General features: G+C 61.7%; 17 protein-coding genes and 2 tRNA genes. 6 read left to right on the forward strand and 13 right to left on the reverse strand.

The features are described from left to right. Positions 1–42: 42 nt before the first annotated feature. The 3 genes from BLT09_RS06465 (at position 43) to BLT09_RS06475 (ending at position 3,211) form a co-directional block, all read left to right on the forward strand. Positions 43–1,038, forward strand: coding sequence for an ABC transporter permease (locus BLT09_RS06465; RefSeq protein ID WP_091591842.1), 996 nt, complete (start codon positions 43–45; stop codon positions 1,036–1,038). Between the two features lie 13 nt (positions 1,039–1,051). Continuing rightward, positions 1,052–1,837, forward strand: coding sequence for an SDR family NAD(P)-dependent oxidoreductase (locus BLT09_RS06470; RefSeq protein ID WP_091591453.1), 786 nt, complete (start codon positions 1,052–1,054; stop codon positions 1,835–1,837). A 264-nt stretch (positions 1,838–2,101) separates the two neighbouring features. Then, on the forward strand, positions 2,102–3,211 hold the full coding sequence (locus BLT09_RS06475) for a hypothetical protein (RefSeq protein ID WP_091591454.1): 1,110 nt from the start codon (positions 2,102–2,104) through the stop codon (positions 3,209–3,211). A 94-nt stretch (positions 3,212–3,305) separates the two neighbouring features. On the opposite strand, the gene BLT09_RS06480 is transcribed toward BLT09_RS06475, so the two are convergent. From BLT09_RS06480 to BLT09_RS06510, 7 genes are all read right to left on the reverse strand, one after another. Beyond that, positions 3,306–4,541 (reverse strand): flavin-containing monooxygenase, encoded by a 1,236-nt coding sequence (locus BLT09_RS06480; RefSeq protein ID WP_167366347.1) that lies wholly within the window; start codon positions 4,539–4,541, stop codon positions 3,306–3,308. Between the two features lie 159 nt (positions 4,542–4,700). Continuing rightward, positions 4,701–5,708, reverse strand: coding sequence for an NAD(+) synthase (gene nadE / locus BLT09_RS06485; protein WP_091591457.1), 1,008 nt, complete (start codon positions 5,706–5,708; stop codon positions 4,701–4,703). After that, positions 5,705–7,246 carry a class I adenylate-forming enzyme family protein gene (locus BLT09_RS06490; protein ID WP_091591459.1) on the reverse strand — a complete coding sequence of 514 codons (1,542 nt, stop codon included), beginning with the start codon at positions 7,244–7,246 and terminating at the stop codon, positions 5,705–5,707. Before BLT09_RS06490 ends, nadE begins: the two co-directional genes overlap by 4 nt. Positions 7,247–7,268: 22 nt before the next feature. Continuing rightward, positions 7,269–7,526 (reverse strand): acyl carrier protein, encoded by a 258-nt coding sequence (locus BLT09_RS06495; protein WP_091591461.1) that lies wholly within the window; start codon positions 7,524–7,526, stop codon positions 7,269–7,271. 21 nt (positions 7,527–7,547) lie between these two features. Further along, positions 7,548–9,485 (reverse strand): asparagine synthase (glutamine-hydrolyzing), encoded by a 1,938-nt coding sequence (asnB, locus tag BLT09_RS06500; protein WP_091591462.1) that lies wholly within the window; start codon positions 9,483–9,485, stop codon positions 7,548–7,550. Positions 9,486–9,801: 316 nt separating this feature from the next. After that, a complete protein-coding gene (locus tag BLT09_RS06505) occupies positions 9,802–10,272 on the reverse strand; it encodes a VOC family protein (RefSeq protein WP_091591464.1) in 471 nt (156 codons plus the stop codon). A gap of 509 nt (positions 10,273–10,781) precedes the next feature. Further along, positions 10,782–11,324, reverse strand: a complete 543-nt coding sequence (locus BLT09_RS06510; protein ID WP_167366348.1) for a class I SAM-dependent methyltransferase — start codon at positions 11,322–11,324, stop codon at positions 10,782–10,784. Positions 11,325–11,481: 157 nt separating this feature from the next. Between BLT09_RS06510 and BLT09_RS06515 the strand changes: the two genes are divergently transcribed. After that, the gene (locus BLT09_RS06515) at positions 11,482–11,730 is read left to right on the forward strand and encodes a hypothetical protein (RefSeq protein WP_091591467.1); all 249 of its coding nucleotides are present in this window, start codon (positions 11,482–11,484) and stop codon (positions 11,728–11,730) included. Positions 11,731–11,840: 110 nt separating this feature from the next. Here the strand turns inward: BLT09_RS06515 and BLT09_RS06520 are convergent. Next, positions 11,841–11,916 (reverse strand) — tRNA-Val (locus BLT09_RS06520). A 215-nt stretch (positions 11,917–12,131) separates the two neighbouring features. Here BLT09_RS06520 and BLT09_RS06525 point away from each other — a divergent pair. Further along, a tRNA-Asp gene (locus BLT09_RS06525) sits at positions 12,132–12,208 on the forward strand. 167 nt (positions 12,209–12,375) lie between these two features. On the opposite strand, the gene BLT09_RS06530 is transcribed toward BLT09_RS06525, so the two are convergent. Both BLT09_RS06530 and BLT09_RS34850 read right to left on the reverse strand, forming a co-directional pair. After that, complete coding sequence (locus BLT09_RS06530) at positions 12,376–13,482, reverse strand: flavodoxin family protein (RefSeq protein WP_167366349.1); 1,107 nt, start codon at positions 13,480–13,482, stop codon at positions 12,376–12,378. A gap of 55 nt (positions 13,483–13,537) precedes the next feature. Further along, a complete protein-coding gene (locus BLT09_RS34850; protein WP_236473745.1) occupies positions 13,538–13,855 on the reverse strand; it encodes an EF-hand domain-containing protein in 318 nt (105 codons plus the stop codon). Positions 13,856–14,430: 575 nt separating this feature from the next. On the opposite strand from BLT09_RS34850, the gene BLT09_RS06540 reads away from it, so the two are divergent. Next, positions 14,431–15,216, forward strand: a complete 786-nt coding sequence (locus BLT09_RS06540) for an ion transporter (protein ID WP_091591469.1) — start codon at positions 14,431–14,433, stop codon at positions 15,214–15,216. Positions 15,217–16,076: 860 nt separating this feature from the next. Here the strand turns inward: BLT09_RS06540 and rbsK are convergent. The 3 genes from rbsK to BLT09_RS06560 form a co-directional block, all read right to left on the reverse strand. Continuing rightward, positions 16,077–17,018, reverse strand: coding sequence for a ribokinase (gene rbsK, locus BLT09_RS06550; RefSeq protein ID WP_091591470.1), 942 nt, complete (start codon positions 17,016–17,018; stop codon positions 16,077–16,079). A 4-nt stretch (positions 17,019–17,022) separates the two neighbouring features. Continuing rightward, on the reverse strand, positions 17,023–17,475 hold the full coding sequence (locus tag BLT09_RS06555; RefSeq protein WP_023798333.1) for an RbsD/FucU family protein: 453 nt from the start codon (positions 17,473–17,475) through the stop codon (positions 17,023–17,025). A gap of 97 nt (positions 17,476–17,572) precedes the next feature. Beyond that, complete coding sequence (locus tag BLT09_RS06560) at positions 17,573–18,631, reverse strand: ABC transporter ATP-binding protein (protein WP_091591471.1); 1,059 nt, start codon at positions 18,629–18,631, stop codon at positions 17,573–17,575. Positions 18,632–18,716: the final 85 nt, after the last annotated feature.

Here is an 18,716-nt window from a genome sequence, read left to right on the forward strand (position 1 = left end):
CGTGATCCTTTTCGAGAATCGATGCGCCAGCCGGATCAGCACATGTCACCCCGCACGCGCCACGCCCTCGAATTCGTCCTCGACAACCTCGTCTGGTTCATGCTGGTCGTCGTGCTGGTGGTCTTCTCCATCTCCATTCCGAACTATTTCCAGCTCGGCATCTTCGCCAACATCATCGAGGCGTCGAGCGTGCTTGGCGTCATGTCGATCGGCCTGGCGCTGGTCATCATCACCGGTCACATGGACCTGTCGGTCGAATCCGTGGCGGCGCTCAGTGCCATGGCGGTCGGCATCCTGTTCTGCTCGGCGGGTATCGGCCTTGGCGTTCAGTTGCACCCGGAATGGCTGATGGTTCCGGTTTCGCTGCTGATTGGGCTTGTCGTCGGCGGCATCATCGGCGCCATCAACGGCTACCTGGTCGTCAAGGTGAAGATGAGCGCCTTCATCATCACACTGGCGTCCTACATCTGGGTGCGCGGCCTCGTGCTGGTCATTTCCGGCGGCCGCTCGGCACAGGACCTCGCGCCGGCAATCCGCTGGTTCGGCATTCAGCGCCTGCTTGGCCTGCCGCTCACCGCCTGGATCGCGATTGCGTGTTTCGTGGTGTTCTCGCTGATCATGGCCAAGACCCCCTTCGGCAGGCACCTGATCATGATCGGCGGCAACGAGACCGCAACCTTCCGCGCCGGCATCCGCGTCAACCGCAACCTCGTCATCGCCTTCGTTCTCGCCGGCGCCATCGCCGGCCTTGCCGGCTGGCTGCTGGCGATCCGCACCTCCGGCGCCACCGCCAATCTCGGCGTCGGCCTGCTGTTCAACGCCTTCGCCGCCGTCGTCATCGGCGGTGTCAGCCTGAAGGGCGGCGTCGGCACCCTGCCCGGCGTCTATGCCGGCGTGCTGTTGCTGTCGGCCATCAACACCGCAATCAACCTCATGGGCCTGCCGGCCAACTTCACCCAGGTGATCCATGGCCTGCTGGTGCTTGCCGCCGTGCTGCTCGACGCGTTCAAGCAAACCATCCGACAAAGACTGGCATGAGAGGGGGGCTGGCATGACCGGGCGTCCAGGGATCGGAAGACTTTCGGACAAGGTCGCGCTGATCGTCGGCAGTGCGCGCGGCATCGGCAAGGGCATCGCACAGCGCTTTGCCGAAGAAGGCGCCAAGCTGGTGCTGGCCGATACCGAGGTCGAGGCCGGGCAAGCGGCCGCGGACGAAGTCGGCGCTGCCTTCATCCGCACCGACATCTCGCAGATGGCCGATGCCGAGGCCGCCGTAGCACTGGCGCTCGACCATCACGGCCGTCTCGACATCATGGTCCAGAATGCCGGCATCTATCCCTGGCAATTGCTGGAAAACACCAGCCCGGAGGACTGGGACCGTGTCATGGCGGTCAATTTGCGCGGCAGCTTCAATGCCGCCCGTGCCGCGCTCGTTCCGATGAAGGCGCAGCACTCTGGCCGCATGCTGTTCACCTCCTCCATCACCGGCCCGCACGTCACCAGCCCCGGTCACGGCCACTATTCGGCGACCAAGGCCGGCATCAACGGCCTGATCCGTTCGGCCGCTCTCGAATTCTCGGGCTACGGCATCACCGTCAACGGCGTCGAGCCCGGCAACATCCTCACCGAAGCCATCCAGCTGCATCGCGGCGCCGCCTATATCAAGAACATGGAGGACTCCATCCCGCTCGGCCGCCTCGGCAGCCCGCGCGACGTGGCCAATGCCTTCCTGTTCCTGGCCTCGGACGACGCCAGCTACATCACCGGCACCACCATCATCGTCGATGGCGGGCAGCTGCTGCCCGAAGGCAAGGATTTCCGCCTGCTTCCGCCATGATCCGCGCCCGATAAACTCGATTCGCCGTCCAATACTTCAACATCGGTTTACCCGAAGCTGGTAACAGCAACGACGCTCGTTTTCATGATCAAGCAAAGGGTCTGCCTTGCCGCAGCGTTACAGCTCTCCTTTCGACCACCACCGGAGCGAGTGCAATTGTAGATTGCATAGCTGCGGGCAGTTGCCGTTCGCGGCGATGGCCAATGGGGAGCCGGGCCTTGCCATGGTCTGGAATCGCGGGGACTCCGGTGCCGGGAGCCGGGCTTGAGCGTCATTCGCGCCCTGGAAAGTGCCGATCTTCCGGCAGTCGCAGGCATGTTTCAACGCGTGCTGCGCAAGGAGCGGACCGAAGCGCCGGCCGCGCTCATCGACTATATGAGACGGTTTTATCTGGAGGCGCCCGGTTGCGGAGGCGATCTCCGCTCGCTTGTCCATGTCAACGACGCCGGCGACGTCTCCGGGTTCGTCGGCGTTCACGTGTTGCCGATGCAATTCAACGGCCGGCAATTACGCGCCGCCATCTGCAGCTCGCTGATGGTCGAGGATCATGAGCGCGACCCGATGGCCGGCGCCCGCTTGTTGAAGGCTTATCTGGATGGCCCGCAGGATATCTCGTTCAGCGAGACCGCCAATGATATTTCCGCAAAATTGTGGACCCGGCTGCGCGGCGTTGTCCTGCCGCAATACAGTCTCGACTGGGTGCGCGTGATGCGGCCGTCGAGCTTTGTGCTCAGCCTTTCCGCCAGTCGCATGAAATCTGTCCGAATGCTCAATCCGTTTGCGCATGCAATCGACCGGTTTTATTGCAGGCGAATGAAGTCCAGCGAACGACGCTGGTCCGGTGTGGCGGCGGACGGGGCAGGTCATGGGGCTTTTCGGACATCGCAAATCGACAGCGACGCATTTGCCAGGCTCGTCGAACCGTTGACCGCCCAGTTCGCCCTGCGCCCGAGTTGGGCGGCAGGCCAGCTTGATCATATGCTGACCGATGCGGCACAAAGGCCGGATCTGGGCGAGCTTGTCTACGTTTCCGTGGCATCGCCGGTCGGCACCAATGTCGGCGCATTCGCCTATCACGCACTGGCAGGTGGAATCGGCCGCGTGCTGCAGATCCTCTCCCTCCCCGGCCAGGCTGGTTCGGTGATCGACTGCCTGATCGATGATGCTGCCGCCCGCGGCGTCAGCGGCCTGCGCGGCCGCATTCAACCTGCACTTCTGGAAGCAATGCTTGGGCGACGCATCGCTTTCCTGACCGTTGCCTCGACCGTGGTGCATTCACGCGATCCAGAGCTTTTGAACGCCATGAAGAACTCGCAAGCTTTCCTGAACGGGCTTGCGGGCGAGCAGTGGAGCCGGCTGGGCCGCTTCACCTGAAGCATTCAGTCGTGGGGGAGCGAAGATATTGGCTGATCGTTGGAAGCCTTTGCCTTCGCTCAGCTGTCAGGAGCTTCTTGACTATGCCAGGCGGTCACGAATGCCCTGCGATATGTTCGACAAGGCGAGGTGCTTCCTCGGCGATCGCCAGGATGGTGCCGGACTTGCGTGCGAAGTAAAGGCGCGGCAGGGCGGCCACGCCATCCGCGTGAACAGGCTGTCCGGCGCTGTCGAGCGCACCGGGAAGCCTCATCCAACTGAAATCGCCCTTAAAGCCCGTGCACCACACCACGCTCGTTACGCCGGAGCGGGAGAGATCGAGCGAACCGATCTTCGGGTTCGGCTGACGCATCGCGACCGTCTCCGCCGGGTCGGGCTCCGCAACGGGTGCGTCGATCCCCATGCGGCTGATATAGTCGTCGACATTGCGTTTGACATTTTCGGAGGCTTCATCCGCAAAGCGGGCATTCGCTTCGAGATCGTCGGCAAACGAGAGGCTGCCGCCATACTCGATGCCGATGAGACGCCCAAGCAGCACGACACCCTGGGCGCTGAGCGCCTGAAGGCTTATCGTGCGCACCGACCCGAGCACACCACGCGGCGGAATGCGTCCCGCAAGTCGAATGACCTCCTCCCGGCGCACGTCGAGAAACCCGCTTTCGAGCAGCCAGACCATGATGTCGCGACCCCGGTAGCGCCGTGGAAGCCGTCCGACACGACTGGTCGCAAGGAAGACCGTTCGACCCGCGTCCGCCAATTCCTCCGCGATCTGGGCACCAGATTGGCCGCTTCCGACCACCAGCACCGCTCCATCGGGCAGATCGGCTGCGCTGCGGTAGCCGGAGGCGTCGATCTGGCGGAGAGCGGGCGACAGCGCGGCGGCCCAGACCGGGCGCACCGGACAATTCAGGCTGCCGCTTGCGACGATCACATTGCGCGCCCAACGCGTGCCGTGTGAGGTGGTCAGCCGATAGGCGCCATTCTCGTGCGTGAGTTCGCTTACCGCAGTATCCGGTTCGATCGGCAGCGCATTGCGCCCGGCGAAATCCTCAAGGAGAGTAACAAACTGATCGCGCGTCAGGGCACCATCCGGATCCGGACCGTCATAGCAATCGCCCGGCATGACGGTCTGGACGTTGGGGGTATTCATCCGAAATAAATCCCATCGCTGTGTGCGCCAGGTCTCTCCTATGCGGCCCCGCTCCAATACGCTGTGGCGCAGCCCCCGTCGCGCCAGCCAATAGCTGACACCCAGGCCTGCCCAGCCGGCCCCGATGACGACAGCATCGAGAACATCGCCGCCATCGGTCACTTGCTGCGGTGATCTCATAATCGCCCCCGGCAGTCTCGCCGCGCAGCATTAAGCCTTGTCCACGGCAACTAGTCCAGCACCGCCGATTTCCGTCCGACTGGCCCAGCGCATTCAAGACGGACAGGCGGAACATCGGTCACCCTGAAGCGGTCGCCGTGGCTAGGTTGGAGAGGCAGGTCAGGTATCGACTTCCTCGACCTCATGAACGAGTTGCGGGCGCAGGTGCAGGTAGCGCGTTGCCTTGCGTTTGGCGGCGATGTCGGCCCAGACGTGTTCCACCTGCGAGGCGTCCAGTCCTGCCGCCTGCCCCACCACTTCGGCCGCCACGCCGTTGTTGAGGCCGCAAAGGCAAAGATCCATGCGGTCATAGGGAAGCGAGAAGTAGAACTCCTCCTGCGTCTGCGCCAGCGAGTAGGTATCGGTGGTCGGCGGCCGATTGCGGATTTCCTCGGGCACGCCGAGATGGGCCGCGAGCGCATAGACCTGCGTTTTATAGAGGTGCGCGATCGGCTTGACGTCCGCCGCGCCGTCACCGTTCTTGACGAAGAAGCCCTGGTCGTATTCCAGCCGGTTGGGCGTTCCTAGAACAGCGAAGTTCAGCCGGTCGGCATGAAAATATTCGATCTGCTTACGGGTGCGCTGTTTCATGTTGGTGGCGGCGACGATGCCGAGATAGACCGGCAGCGGCATTCTTATTTTGGTCTGCTTGCCCCCGGGGTCCTGCACCACCAGCGACGAAATATTGTAGCCCTCATGCTCGAGGGCGTTCGCAATCACGATCTTCGAGGCCCAGCCTTCGCCGTAGTCCGGGACCAATTCGCGGATGAAGGCGTCGCGACGCTGATAGCAGCCCATGGCGCGCAAGGTCGGCCCGATATCCTCCACAATGGCCTCGACACCGAAAGTGCCGGCGACAAGGCGGCCGAGCCGCAGACTTTCCGGATCGGAATCGTTTTCCGGCATGAAGAGGCACAGTACATTCTGTGGCCCGACGGCTCGCGCCGCCAACGCCACCGAAACGCTGGAATCGATCCCGCCGGAAAGACCGAGCACCAGGCCGCGCTTGCGAATGCCGCGCAACTGCTGGCGCAAGGCGCTCACGATCCTGTCCGTTTCGGCGCCGGGGTCGATCGCCAGGGCCTGCGCCAGAATGGCCGGCGCGTCATCGCCGGGGCGAACGCTCATTGCGCGGCCTCCATCATCTCCGACGCAAGCTGGCGGCTGACCTTGCCCGTATCCGTCTTCGGCAATTCCAGACGGAACTCTATGATTTTGGGCACCATGAAATCCTCGAGATGACGGGCGCAGTGGCGCATGACATCCTTTTCGCTGAGCTTCGGGTCCGAGCGTATGACGAGCGCGCCGATCGCATGCCCGAGCAGCGGATCCGGCACACCGACGACAACGGCCTCGGCGATGCCCGGATGGCCGTGAAGCACGGCTTCCACTTCCTTCGGCGCCACCTTCTCTCCCCGCGTCTTTATGATGTCGTCCTTGCGGCCGACGAAATAGAGAAAGCCGCCCTCATCGGTCCTGAACAGATCACCGGTGTAGAGGACCTTCTCCCAAGGGTTCGGGCCCGGCCGCAGCGCTCGTTCGGTCGCAGCTTCGTTTCGCCAATAACCCTGCATGACGTGCGGTCCGCGAATGACCAGCTCACCCGCCACACCTGGCGGCACGCGTTGCCCGTGGTCGTCGACGACAAACACTTCGGTGTTCGGAATGGCTATGCCGACCGACCCCGGCCGGCGATCGAGTTCCTCGGGCGGCAGATAGGTGCAGCGCTTGCATTCGGTCTGGCCATACATCGAATACAGCCTGACACCGGGGAAAAGGCAGCGCAGGCGTTCGATATGGGCCGGCGGCAAGGCCGCCGCCGTATTGGAAATATAGCGAACGCTGGGCAGGAAGCCCGGCTCCAGGTCACGCATCTGCAGGATCATCGCTGCCATCGTCGGCACCAGCGGAAGACCGGTGACGCCCTCCTCGCGGATACGCTCAAAGATCGCCTGAGGAAAGGCGAAGGATTTTTCGAGCACAAGCGTGGCGCCGAGCCTGACGGCCATCAGCAACTGATAAAGGCCATAGTCGAAGGCGAGCGGAAGCACATTCAAAATGATGTCGTCGGACGTGTTGCGCAGATAGGTGGTGATGGAGTCCGAGGCCGCGTCGCAATTGCGGTGCGTCATCATCACGCCCTTGGGCCGGCCGGTCGAGCCCGACGTGTAGATCAACATCGCCAGATCGACGTCGATGCCGCGGTGGTCGATCTCTCCGGCTTCAAGCGTCAGGCAGTCGGCCAGGGATGTGGCCCCCACCGGGCATTGACCATCGGCACCGACGGTCGAAGCCACGAAGATGCCGGTGTTGCCGCCGCAGGCTTCAGTGACCACGGGCATCAGTTTTGCCTGGGTGAGGATCGCAGCAGCGTCGCAATCGGCAAGGATGTAGGCAAGCTTGTCGGCCTTGGTCGATGGGTTGACCGGGATGAAGGTCGCCCCTGCCTTGAGCACGGCGAAAATCGAAACCGCGATCTCCCAGCAATTGTCCATGAAAACGACGACCCGGTCGTTGCGCCTGACGCCGTTCGCGAAAAGCGCAGCGGCAAGGCGGCTCGAGAGATCGTAAAATTCTTCGTAGCTCAGCCTTTTATGCCCGGTGATCAATGCCGTCTTGGCAGGTTGGGCAGCGGCATTCGCGGCCAGAAAATGTTCGATCCGCACGGACGCTCCTCGCCGATCGCGCCTAGACTGCCGGCGCTTTCGCCTTGATGAAGGATGAAATACGGTCAATCGAATCCAGATTGGCCGGCACGATGTCGGAATCGACCATCGCAATGCCGAAGGTATCCTCGATGAACGCCACGAGTTCGACCACGGCGGTCGAGTCGATGATGTCGTTCTCGATCAGCGAGGCTGTATCTGCAAGTTCGTAAGACGTGTCGCCGAACAAGAAATTGTCGACGATAAAGGCTCTGACCTTGTCCTTGATTGTTATCATCATTTTTTCCCTTCCCTGGATTCCTCAAGCTGCTCTTGCTGCACTGGCTTCTTGGCCGGTGAAATTCTTCTGCCACAGCTGCGTCGACAGGATGCCGACGAAGGCAGCGTTGTCGCGGAATCCCGACGCTGGCTGCGTGCGGCATTTCTCATGAAGGCTGGCCACCGCCTTGGCGTTGAACAGTCCGCCGGCAGCGATGTTCGCTTCACTTAAGCAATCACGCACATAGTCCAGTTCCCCGGCTCCAACGAAGGAGCGGGCTTCCGGCGCCCGGTAGGGCTGCTTGGCACGCTCCCCGATCGCGCCGGGAAGCAGATGCCCCGCGGCTTTGCGCAATATGTGCTTTTCGACCAGTCCCTTCAGCTTCATTTCAGGCGGAAGTCTTGCGGCAAATTCCACCAGGCGATGGTCGAGATAGGGAAACCGTCCTTCGATCCCATGCGCCATGGCCATCCGATCGCCTTGGCTGGACAGGATATAGCCCGGCAGCAGGAAGCGGCTTTCGAGATATTGCGCCTGATGCAGCGGGTGCCATAGCGAAAAAGCCTGGGGCAACCGGCTGACCAGTTCCTCGGCCGCATCATAGCCCTTCAACGTCGCGCGCAGGTCGCCGGAAAAGAAAATCTTCGCCGCCGCCGTGGTCTTGAAGCGCGGCCGATGCGAGAACAGCGGATCGTCGAGCGCAGCGTTGCCGGCGCCGAAGAACGCCGCCAAATACTCTACGGACTGCTGCTGCAGACCCGGCAGATAGGGATAAAGCCTGCGGAACAGCTGTGGCCTGATGCGCGATGCCGGCTGCCGCCCGCAGAACCGACGCACACGCGCTTCCCTAAAAATATCGTAGCCGGCAAAAACCTCGTCGGCGCCCTCGCCGGTCAGCACCACTTTCAGGCCAGCCTGGCGAACCAGGCCGGACAACTGATAGAGCGGGGCCGGTGCGGTGCGGATGATCGGCCGCTCGGCAAAGCGGATGACTTCGGGGAAGACGCCGGCGATATCGCCGGCCTGGCAGGCAATGGTTCGGTGCCGGGAGCCAATTGCTGACGCCATCTCGATCTGGAAAGCGCTTTCGTCGTGCTCGGCGCTGTCGAACGTCACCGAAAATGTCTGCAGCTGGAGAGGGGTCATGCCGGCGGCAAGCGTCGAGACCAGGGATGAATCGAGCCCGCCCGAAAGATAAGAGCCGACCGGCACGTCGGCGCGCATGCGAAGCCTCACCGCATCGCTCAACAGCGCCTGCAGTTCCTCGGCCGCATCGTCCTCGTTGGTGAGCTTCGAGGGCGCGTCCCGATGCGGATAGTCGAGGTGCCAATAGCGCTTGATCGTGACTTGCTCCGGTGTCGCGATCATCACGCTTGCCGGCTCCAGCTCGTGGATATTGCGGAAAGCCGTGCGGGGAGCGATCGGCGCCCACAGCGTAAAGATCTGGTCGAGTGCGATCGGATCGATTTCGGCCGAGACGCCGGGAACCTTCAGGAGCGCCTTGATCTCCGACGCGAAGTACAGCACGCCGTCCCTGTTCGTGTAGAACAGCGGCCGGACACCCATCCGGTCTCGGGCAAGCACCATGCGCCGACGCCTGTTATCCCAAATCGCCAAGGCGAAATCGCCGTTCAGAAGCGACAGGCAGTCTTCGCCCATCTCGTCATACAGCTGCAGGATGACCTCGGTGTCGCTCGACGTGCGGAAGCGCCGGCCCTTGGCGATCAGCCCTTCGCGCAATTCCAGGTAGTTGAAAATCTCGCCGTTGAACGCAATCGTCAAATTGCCTGACTCGTCAGACATCGGCTGCTGGCCATCACCGATGCCGATCACCGACAGCCGCGCATGGCCGAGCCCAGCGTCGGCTGTCATAAATTTCCCTTGCTCATCCGGCCCGCGATGGACGATCGCAGCGATCATGCGCGCAAGCAAAGCTTCCGCATCCCGGATCGAACCGAAATAGCCCCCGAATCCGCACATTGCTACGACTCATACATCGGTGAGGTACGGAACATAACCGTGATAGCGGACTCAAGCGTTAACTGGATAATGTCGGCTGACACATGGTTAACAACAATTAAAAGACAAGGTACTTTTTTGTTCTATTATCTCTTCCCGGATAAAAGTATATTTCAACGCTAAACGCAATTTTTGTTCGAGCAACGGCGGCGCGATAGCGTTGCCCCGCCTGACCGACTCGCGCAGCGACTCCAGTCCTCATCGGAGGTAGCTGATAGCACAGTAAAGGCCGATGACTGGAGAACAGGTGTGAGGCAGCCCAATGCGGCCTTCGCGATCAGTCTGGCCAAAGCTCCCGCTTGCGTTCTTCAAAGCCGAGCACGCGTTTGCTATTGGTCCACCGCGCGACCTCGCCCTCCATTCCATCCGGGTCCTTGAAGCTCACAAGACGGACAGCGCCGAAATCTGTAATGGTCCCATCCGAAGCGCCGGCCTTCACCAGACGTCGCCTGACTTCCTGCAAGCACTCTTCATCGTGTACCTTCAGCGCAAGATGATCTATGTGACCTCTCTTGCCCATCTGCATCGACCCATCTTCATACCCCGTTGGTTCCGGCATTTGGAACGGATGAAGGGCAAAGCCACCTCCAACGTCGATTAGTGAGTGACGAAGAGTGCCGCCACCGGGACCGGGCTCGGACAGATCGAACTTCGTTTCCGCGTCGAAGATTTCTTCATAAAAGCGAATGAAACGGTCCATGTCGTGTGTGAACAGCGTCAGATGGTGCGCACCAACCGTTACAGGCATGCCGAACCTCCCTTGCCGATAATATGACGAGCATACCATCTCGCGTTGAACCGGGCGACCTGGAGCCGCGGTACATCACTGAACGCGAACGGGCCGATTCGGTCCGCAAAGCGGCTGTTCGATACGGGTTTCGTGGCGGCTGCTGAACCGGAAAACCTCAAACCCTTGAGAAAACATGGTGGGCGATGACGGGCTCGAACCGCCGACATCCTCGGTGTAAACAATGCTCCCGCCCTTGCAGACCAGCACAAGAGCCGGCTTTACAACGTTACAGACGGGGCCGTGGCGGCAGTCGGGACTGCGGGCTACGCCGGCAATGGCGCTGGCATTACCGTTACAAGCATGGGTGCGTGTCCCGTCGTGGCTGGAAAGGCTTATAGGGTGGAACACCGTTGCACCAGCACCTGAGGAACGGATGGTTTGGGTGCGGCGGCAGGCTATTCCGAGATTGAAATTTATACCCGCGTCGAATTTTGGCGAAGAGACTGACTGTAGGTCTCCTAGACAAGCTATTCCCGCCTCATCAGCATGCAAAAGCCGGCAGATGTGCTGTTCGTCTCATTCCAATATTTCTTACGGTCCCAAACCGCTAGGATACTGGATGGCGAAAAGTCGTGCCTGATCTCTTTCATGTCCTCAAAAAGAAAGCGCATCCCGGAAGGGGTGGCCCGCCAATGGTCGCCAAAATACGGGCCTTCATGAACAGGGTAGAACCAGGGCATAGCGATGAAAAGGTGGCCGCCCGGCCGAACGAGGCCGGTTATGTTTGGAGCGGCAACCCACGGCCTGTCGATGTGTTCGATGACCGAGTTCGCGATTACCAAATCGTAGGTTCCGGCATCTGCCGGAAGATTCATTAAGTCCCCGTGGATATGGCGGGGGTCATCATGCGGGGCCAAGTCCAAGGTTCTGAAATCCGCGCCGGGGAAATAGTCTTCGTAAACTCGGCCTTCCTTGTCTCTGTGGTTTGGCTTCGCGCCGACATTGAGAACCGTTTTTGCCCCCAGCGGTGAGCAAAAGTCCTTCAGGCACCGATTAACGTGCTTGCGCAAGACTGTCGTCCGGCCACGTCCGAAAATCCAAATCCGATTAAGCATCTGGCTTCGATAGCACTCAACAAAGTGAGCGCGCAAGCCAGCGTTGTTCCTAGAATTCGGATTGGCGCATCGGGCTGTCTAGCCTTCGTCAATACGGCAAAGGTTTACTGACATGCGCCGCTGGAAACTCTCGGCGGCTGCCGTTCTCTTTTCCATGTCGGCAGGCCTTGCGACGATCCACGCCGCCGGCCGCGACCCCTATGTCGGCGAGTACAGCATGGAGTGCCCGCAAGCCCAGTGCTGGCTTGAGATCAAGAAGGGGAAAGGGAAGACCTACAACGTCCGCTTCATTGCCGCCGACCGCGTGGATGCCTCCAAAGTCCTCTGTCGGGCGGATATCCCGATGGAAGGGGACCTTTGAGTTTCACCGCGACGGAACAGTATGAGGACGGTCTGTCCGGCTCTTACGGCGACGACCCGCTCGTTTGGATTCTGTCCGTCGGCAACCTATGTGAATTTCCTTAAGAAATTTGGTGGGCGATGACGGGCTCGAACCGCCGACATCTTCGGTGTAAACGAAGCGCTCTACCAACTGAGCTAATCGCCCGCTCCGGGGCGGACCTTTAAGCAGTTAGGACGGGGTTCGCAAGGCCAAATGAGCGCGCAACGGCCTCGCCGCTGGTCGTTTTCGGCGGCAAAATCCGGCTTGTCAAAAAACCTTCTGCTGTTTGCTGTTATGCTGTCGCGCTCCGCTTGACACCCGGTGGCTTACGCCTTATCCACCGCCCCAACGACGAACACGGCTGACCGTGCTCGTCTTGCGCGGGTGTAGCTCAGTTGGTTAGAGTGCCGGCCTGTCACGCCGGAGGTCGCGGGTTCGAGCCCCGTCACTCGCGCCATTTTCAATCACTTAGCTGATTGGAAATGAAAAAAACTCTGAATGCCGGACCGGCAATTCAGATATTCGGGTCGACCCTGGCACCCGATAAATCTAGCGTTTGGTCCGATTTTTAGAGATCCGTTCGATCTGGCCCATCACCGCTTGCGGATCGCCGTTCTAGTGTTCCTATTTTTGCCTCGGGTCTTCCAGGCCGATGCCGATCTGACGGAAACGGCCCGCCCGACGTTCGACGACGGCTTCGGCGAGCGCGCGGGCGGCGTTGCGGACCTCTTCCTGGATTGTCTCGTCGGCATCGAGTTCCTCATGGCTTGTGGCGTACGGCTTCCAGTAACCGATGTAGCGGTCGAGCTCGGCGCTCGGGCCGGCCGGCGACAACTTCATGAAGCGCAGCCAGTCGGCGATGGAATGCCGCACATTCTCCGCACCTTCGACATCGCCGTGCACGATCACAGAAAACAGCCTGCCTGCCAGATGACGCGGATAGTCCCACCCGGCCAGTTCTACCTGCTTTGCCTTTGCCGCATCCTTGCCTTGTGTCAGCGAGGGGTCTGGATTGCCACCGTCAGCGCAGACAAGCCTGTCCATCATCAGTTTGACAGGCGAGGAAACCTGATACCAATTCACCGGCGAGATGATCATGACGCCATGGGCGGCGACCCACATCGGGTAGATTTCGTTCATCCAGTCCTGAACTTGCCCAAGCGAATGGTTGGGATAGCAGGAACAGGGCCAATGGCAGAGCGGAGCGGCCGTCGAAAAGCACGCCTTGCACGGATGGATGTTCCTCCCGTATTCGGAAGCAAGCCGCGACAGATCGAGAATTTCGACTGCAAGTTTCGTTTCCTTGTCGATGGTCTCACGGGCGATTTCGGCGAGCCGGAAACTCTTCGACATCTCGCCGGGACAGGTGTGCTCGCTGCGCGACGACCCGTTGATGATCAACAGACGCGGCGGCACCGTTAGATCCTCGTACCGACGCTGCGCCTGCAGCACGGCTTCGTGCGCCGCAATCCAATCGACGGACAGATCGTAGTCGGGGTCGCTGAACGCAGGACCGGCTTTCCTCGTGATCGGGCTCTTGCGGGAATCCGCATAAGCCTGCCAGGCGATCGAAGCGATTTGCTCAATCGACTGGGCGAGCGGTTCGAACGCCGGGTCGACGAATTGCTGCTTGTACCTCGCCTTGAAGGCTTTCTCACTCAGTCTGGGACTAGCCATGCCCTTGCGAGGCGCCGGGGCTTTCCCGGCAAACTTGCCAACGAGACCAGCCATTTCCGAATTCCCTTTCCCGAATTCTCGTCCAGGAACGCGCAAGATTTGCAGTGATTTATTCGCCCGTTCCGTCGGCGCCTCCGTGGAAGAAGGATCGAATTTCCTCCCTGTCGATGCTGTCGTCGCCGTCCTCGTCGACGGCGCTGAATATCCGCTCGACAAAATCCTGAACCTCGGTTTGAGAAAGCGCACCATCGCCGTCGGCGTCGACTATCGCGAACATCATTCGCATCCGCGCACCATGCATCATCCCGCCTCCCATATGGCGCCGGTCATGCCTTCGGAAATCGCGATGCCAACGGTCGTCACCTCGCCGCTCTGCTCGCGGGCGGCGATGCTCCTGCATTCTCTCCTCCAGCATCTCGGTCATCATCTCACGCATCGTTTGCCGCATGGAGTCTTCGGTTGGCCCGCCTGGCGACGGCTGTGAACCCTGCGCAGGTGCGGCGGGCGCAGGCGAGCTCGTCTGGGATATCGCCGGCGAAGCCAGCATAGCCAACGCCGCGGCAATTGCTGTGGTCTTGCTTGCTGATGTCATCGTGTTCTCCTTGGAGAATGGGTGGACCGAACGTGTCGGCATCCAAGCCAAACCCGCTGCTCGCCGCATGGTTCCTGGCGCGTTTCAACGCTAGTGATTGGTGAAAGCGGCGATAACGGTCAATCTCCCCCCTTGAGGGGGAGATGCCCGGCAGGGCAGAGGGGGTCGGTTCGACGGGGCGCGGCCTTCTCTCTTGCGACAGTGGAGGTTGGTGCTCGACGCGCGGCGACCCCCTCTGGCCTGCCGGCCATCTCCCCCTCAAGGGGGATCAGTAGCTTAGCCGCAGCATTCTTCGGCTGTTTCGACTTTTTGTATCCGGTGCGCCACAAGCCGGCCATATGCGTTTGAGCATTGGAGTTTCCATGCCCGGTTCCCATTTTCGGGTCCGATGCTCTAACGGAGAAGAAGCCTTGGATGCCCTGAAATCGCTGATCGAATCGCGCCGCTTCGACCTCGCGATCATGGTCCTGATCCTGATCAACGCCGTCACGCTCGGCCTCGAAACCTCGCCCGACGCGATTGCTGCCTTTGGCCCGCTGCTAACGGCCATCGACCGCGCGATCCTCGGCGTCTTCGTGCTCGAACTCGCGATCCGGCTGGTCGTCTACCGGACGCGTTTCTTCCGCGATCCATGGCGCATCTTCGACCTCTTCGTCGTCGGTTTCGCGCTGATCCCCACGACCGGTTCGCTCTCGGTGCTGCGGGCGCTGCGGATCCTGCGGGTGCTGCGCCTGATCAGCATCGTTCCTTCGCTGCGCCGTGTCGTCACCGGCTTCATCACCGCCCTGCCCGGCATGGGCTCGATCATGCTGTTGCTCGGGCTGGTGTTCTACGTCTTTGCGGTGATGGCGACGAAGCTCTACGGCGCGTCGTTTCCCGAACTGTTCGGCGGCATACCGGCGTCGCTGTTCACGCTTTTCCAGGTCATGACCCTCGAGGGCTGGTCGGACGGCGTGGTGCGCCCGGTCATGGCGGTCTATCCGGCCGCCTGGCTGTTCTTCATCCCGTTCATCATCGCGACCTCGTTCACCGTGCTCAACTTGTTCATCGGCGTGATCGTTTCGGCGATGGAGGCCGAGCATGAAGCCGTGGAATCGGCCGACAGGGCGACGCTGCACAGCGACCAGGCGATGATCCTGGCGGAATTGCAGGCACTGCGGGCGGAGGTCCGCGAATTGACCGGCGTTCGCGGCTAGAGCGCCTCCGCGAGCATTGCAAAACACCGTCGGCGGCTTGTGATGGGTGCCATGAAAGAGCCCGCCGCTTCATTTGCGAAGCGGCGGGTCCCCCAATACCCCCTCGATTGCCAGGTCAAGATTGCCCCCCGGCTTCGCTGACCGTGCAATTGCGGCGCCAGACCCAGTGACCCATTACGGGACACCTATGCCAAAGACGCAAGACGGGTTTGGCGATTCATATTCACTGTGGCTAATATGTCACCGTGGTCGGAGATGACGGCCAATCTCCCCCTTGAGGGCCCCTTGAGGGGGAGATGTCCGGCAGACAGAGGGAGTCGGTTCGACTGGGCGCGGCCTTCTCTCTTGCGACAGTGGAGGTTGGCGCTCGACGTGAGACGACCCCCCTCTGGCCTGCCGGCCATCTCCCCCTCAAGGGGGGAGATTAGCAGCTTCGCGGATAACGTCCTCTTTGCAAGGCTGGTAGTTGGCGAAATCAGTGATGAAGGCCAATCTCCCCCCTTGAGGGGGAGATGCCCGGCAGGGCAGAGGGGGGGCGGTTCGACTGGGGGCGGCCTTCTCTCTTGCGACAGTGGAGGTTGGCGCTCGACGTGAGACGATCCCATCTGGCCTGCCGGCCATCTCCCCCTCAAGGGGGGAGATTAGCAGCTTCGCGGACAACGTCCTCTTTGCAAGGCTGGTAGTTGGCGAAATCAGTGATGAAGGCCAATCTCCCCCCTTGAGGGGGAGATGCCCGGCAGGGCAGAGGGGGGGCCGGTTCGACTGGGGGCGGCCTTCTCTCTTGCGACAGTGGAGGTTGGCGCTCGACGTGAGACGATCCCCTCTGGCCTGCCGGCCATCTCCCCCCTTAAGGGGGGAGATCAACCCCTGGCGAGCAATGCCTCGACCTCTTGCAGCGTCGGCATCGACGGCGCCGTGCCCGGACGGGTGACCGAGATGCCGGCGACGGCGCAGGCGAAGCGGACCGCTTGCAGCGGGTCCACGCCTCTCGCAAGTGCTGCGGCCAGGCCGCCATTGAAGGCGTCGCCGGCGCCGGTTGTCTCGGCCACGGGACCGGCATTGATCGCGCCGACATGCTCAGATCGGCTGGCCGTGTGCAGCAGCGCGCCCTGCTCGCCGAGCGTCACGATAACCGCGCCGGCGCCTCTTTCGAGCAAACGATCGGCGGCGCGGCGGGCGTCGTCGATGGACGACACCTTGATGCCGGTCAGTTCCTCGACCTCGGTCTCGTTGGGCGTGACATAGTCGCAGCGCGTGTAGATGCGCTCGGGCAGGCTTGCCGCGGGCGCCGGGTTGAGGATGGTCGTCACCCCTGCCCCGCGCGCGATCTCCAGCGCCCGCATCGCCGCCTCGATCGGCTGCTCGAGCTGGGTTACGAAAACGCCGGCCGAGCGGATCAGGCCGGCGTTAGCCTCGATGTCGTCGGGCGAAATCAGCATGGCCGCACCCGGACTGACGATGATGGCGTTGTTGCCGCTCGTCTCCTCGACGAAGATATAGGCCGCACCCGTATAACTCTCCGGCGTGTCGATGACAGCGCTCTTCACCCCGGCCTGCGTCCAGGTTTGCCTGGCCATATCGGCAAAGGGATCGACGCCAAGGCGCGTCAGAAAGGTGACGTCGGCGCCGAGACGGCCGGCCGCGACCGCCTGGTTGGAGCCTTTGCCGCCCGGGCCGAGGGTGAAGGACGTACCGAGGATCGTCTCGCCCATGCGCGGCTGGCGGGCGGCGCGGTAGGCAGTGTCGGCGACGAAGACGCCCAATATGACGACAGGCTTGATGACCACAGGCTTGCCTGGCATCTCGCTACTCCGCGTCGGGAGGAACGACGCCCTTGCGGAAGGCAAAACAGCCATAGAAGCGGCGCTCGCCGGTCTGGATGACGCAATAGGCCTTTTTGGCACGTTCGTAGAAGGCGTAGCGCTCGACCGAAATCATCGGCCAGGCCTTGCCCTCCGCAGCATCGATCTCGCCTTGCACTTCTTGCTGCACGGCGGGAATCTCGTCCGGCTTGCCGACGATCTCCATGCGGGCCGCGGCATCGTCGACGAAAGTGTCCAGCGGATAGAGCGACAGCACCGCCTTGACCACGTCAGCCGCCGGTGCATCGATGCGCAACAGCCGGCCGAGCACGGTCTGGCGGGCCACCGAATCGGAGGGGAAGTTGGTGTCGGCGATGATCAGATCGTCGCCATGGCCCATTGCCCGCAACGCCTGAAGCACGTCGGCATTGAGCAGCGGATTGATCCCTTTGAGCATAGTTCCCTCCCGAACGGGCTTTTTTGATGCCAAGCCTGGCGCATGATCCCGAAGCGTTGTCGGTTTTCGGACAAGATCATGCGCAATTCAAAGTGTTTTAGAGACGATTGCCGGTCTCTGCGTCGAAGAGATGGACCTGGTCGAGCCGCGGTTTCAGATGCAGCGTGTCGCCCGGCTTGAAGTCGTGGCGCTCACGGAACAGCGCCACCATCTCGCCCTCGCCGAAACGCAGAAACACCAGCGTTTCGGAACCGGTCGGCTCGACGACGGAAATCTTCGCCGGCACGCCGTCGGGGTGGATTTCGAGATGCTCGGGCCGGACGCCGTAGACGACGTTGCGCCCGTCCTCCACCTTGCTGCTCGCAGCCATCGGGAACGGCGTCCCGGCGATCTCGACGATGGGCTTGTCGCCCTTGCGCACCACGCCCTTGAGCAGGTTCATCGACGGCGAGCCGATGAAGCCGGCGACGAACAGATTGGTCGGCCGGTCGAACAGTTCCAGCGGCGCGCCGACCTGCTCGATGCGGCCGTCGCGCATCACGACGATCTTGTCGGCCATGGTCATCGCCTCGATCTGGTCGTGCGTGACATAGATGGTGGTGGTCTTCAGCCGCTGGTGCAGTTCCTTGATCTCGGTGCGCATCTGGACGCGCAGCTTGGCGTCGAGGTTAGACAGCGGCTCGTCGAACAAAAACACCTGGGGGTTGCGCACGATGGCGCGGCCCATGGCGACGCGCTGGCGCTGGCCGCCCGAGAGCTGGCGCGGATAGCGCTTGAGATAGGGATTGAGGTCGAGGATATCGGCGGCGCGCTTGACCCGCTCGGCGACATCGGCCGGATCGGTCTTGCGCAGTTTCAGCGCAAAGGCCATGTTCTGCTCGACCGTCTTGTGCGGATAGAGCGCGTAATTCTGGAACACCATGGCGATGTCGCGCTTGGCCGGCGGCAGATGGTTGACGACACGGTCGCCGATGGCGATCGTTCCGCCGGAAACGGTCTCCAGCCCCGCCACCATCCTGAGCAGCGTGGACTTGCCGCACCCCGAAGGACCGACCAGCACCACGAACTGCCCGTCGGCGATGTCGACGCTGACACCGTGCAGGACCTTGACGGTTCCGAACGCCTTGGCCACATTGCTGATCGCGACTTGAGCCATTGGCCCCCCTTTCGTTGCGGTGAAGCTAAACAACGCAAACAGCGAGGGCAAGTCAGTCTTTTATAGATAAAAAACTCTGTTCGCG

The organism is Mesorhizobium muleiense (genome assembly GCF_900099905.1).
Taxonomy (GTDB): Bacteria; Pseudomonadota; Alphaproteobacteria; order Rhizobiales; family Rhizobiaceae; genus Mesorhizobium; species Mesorhizobium muleiense.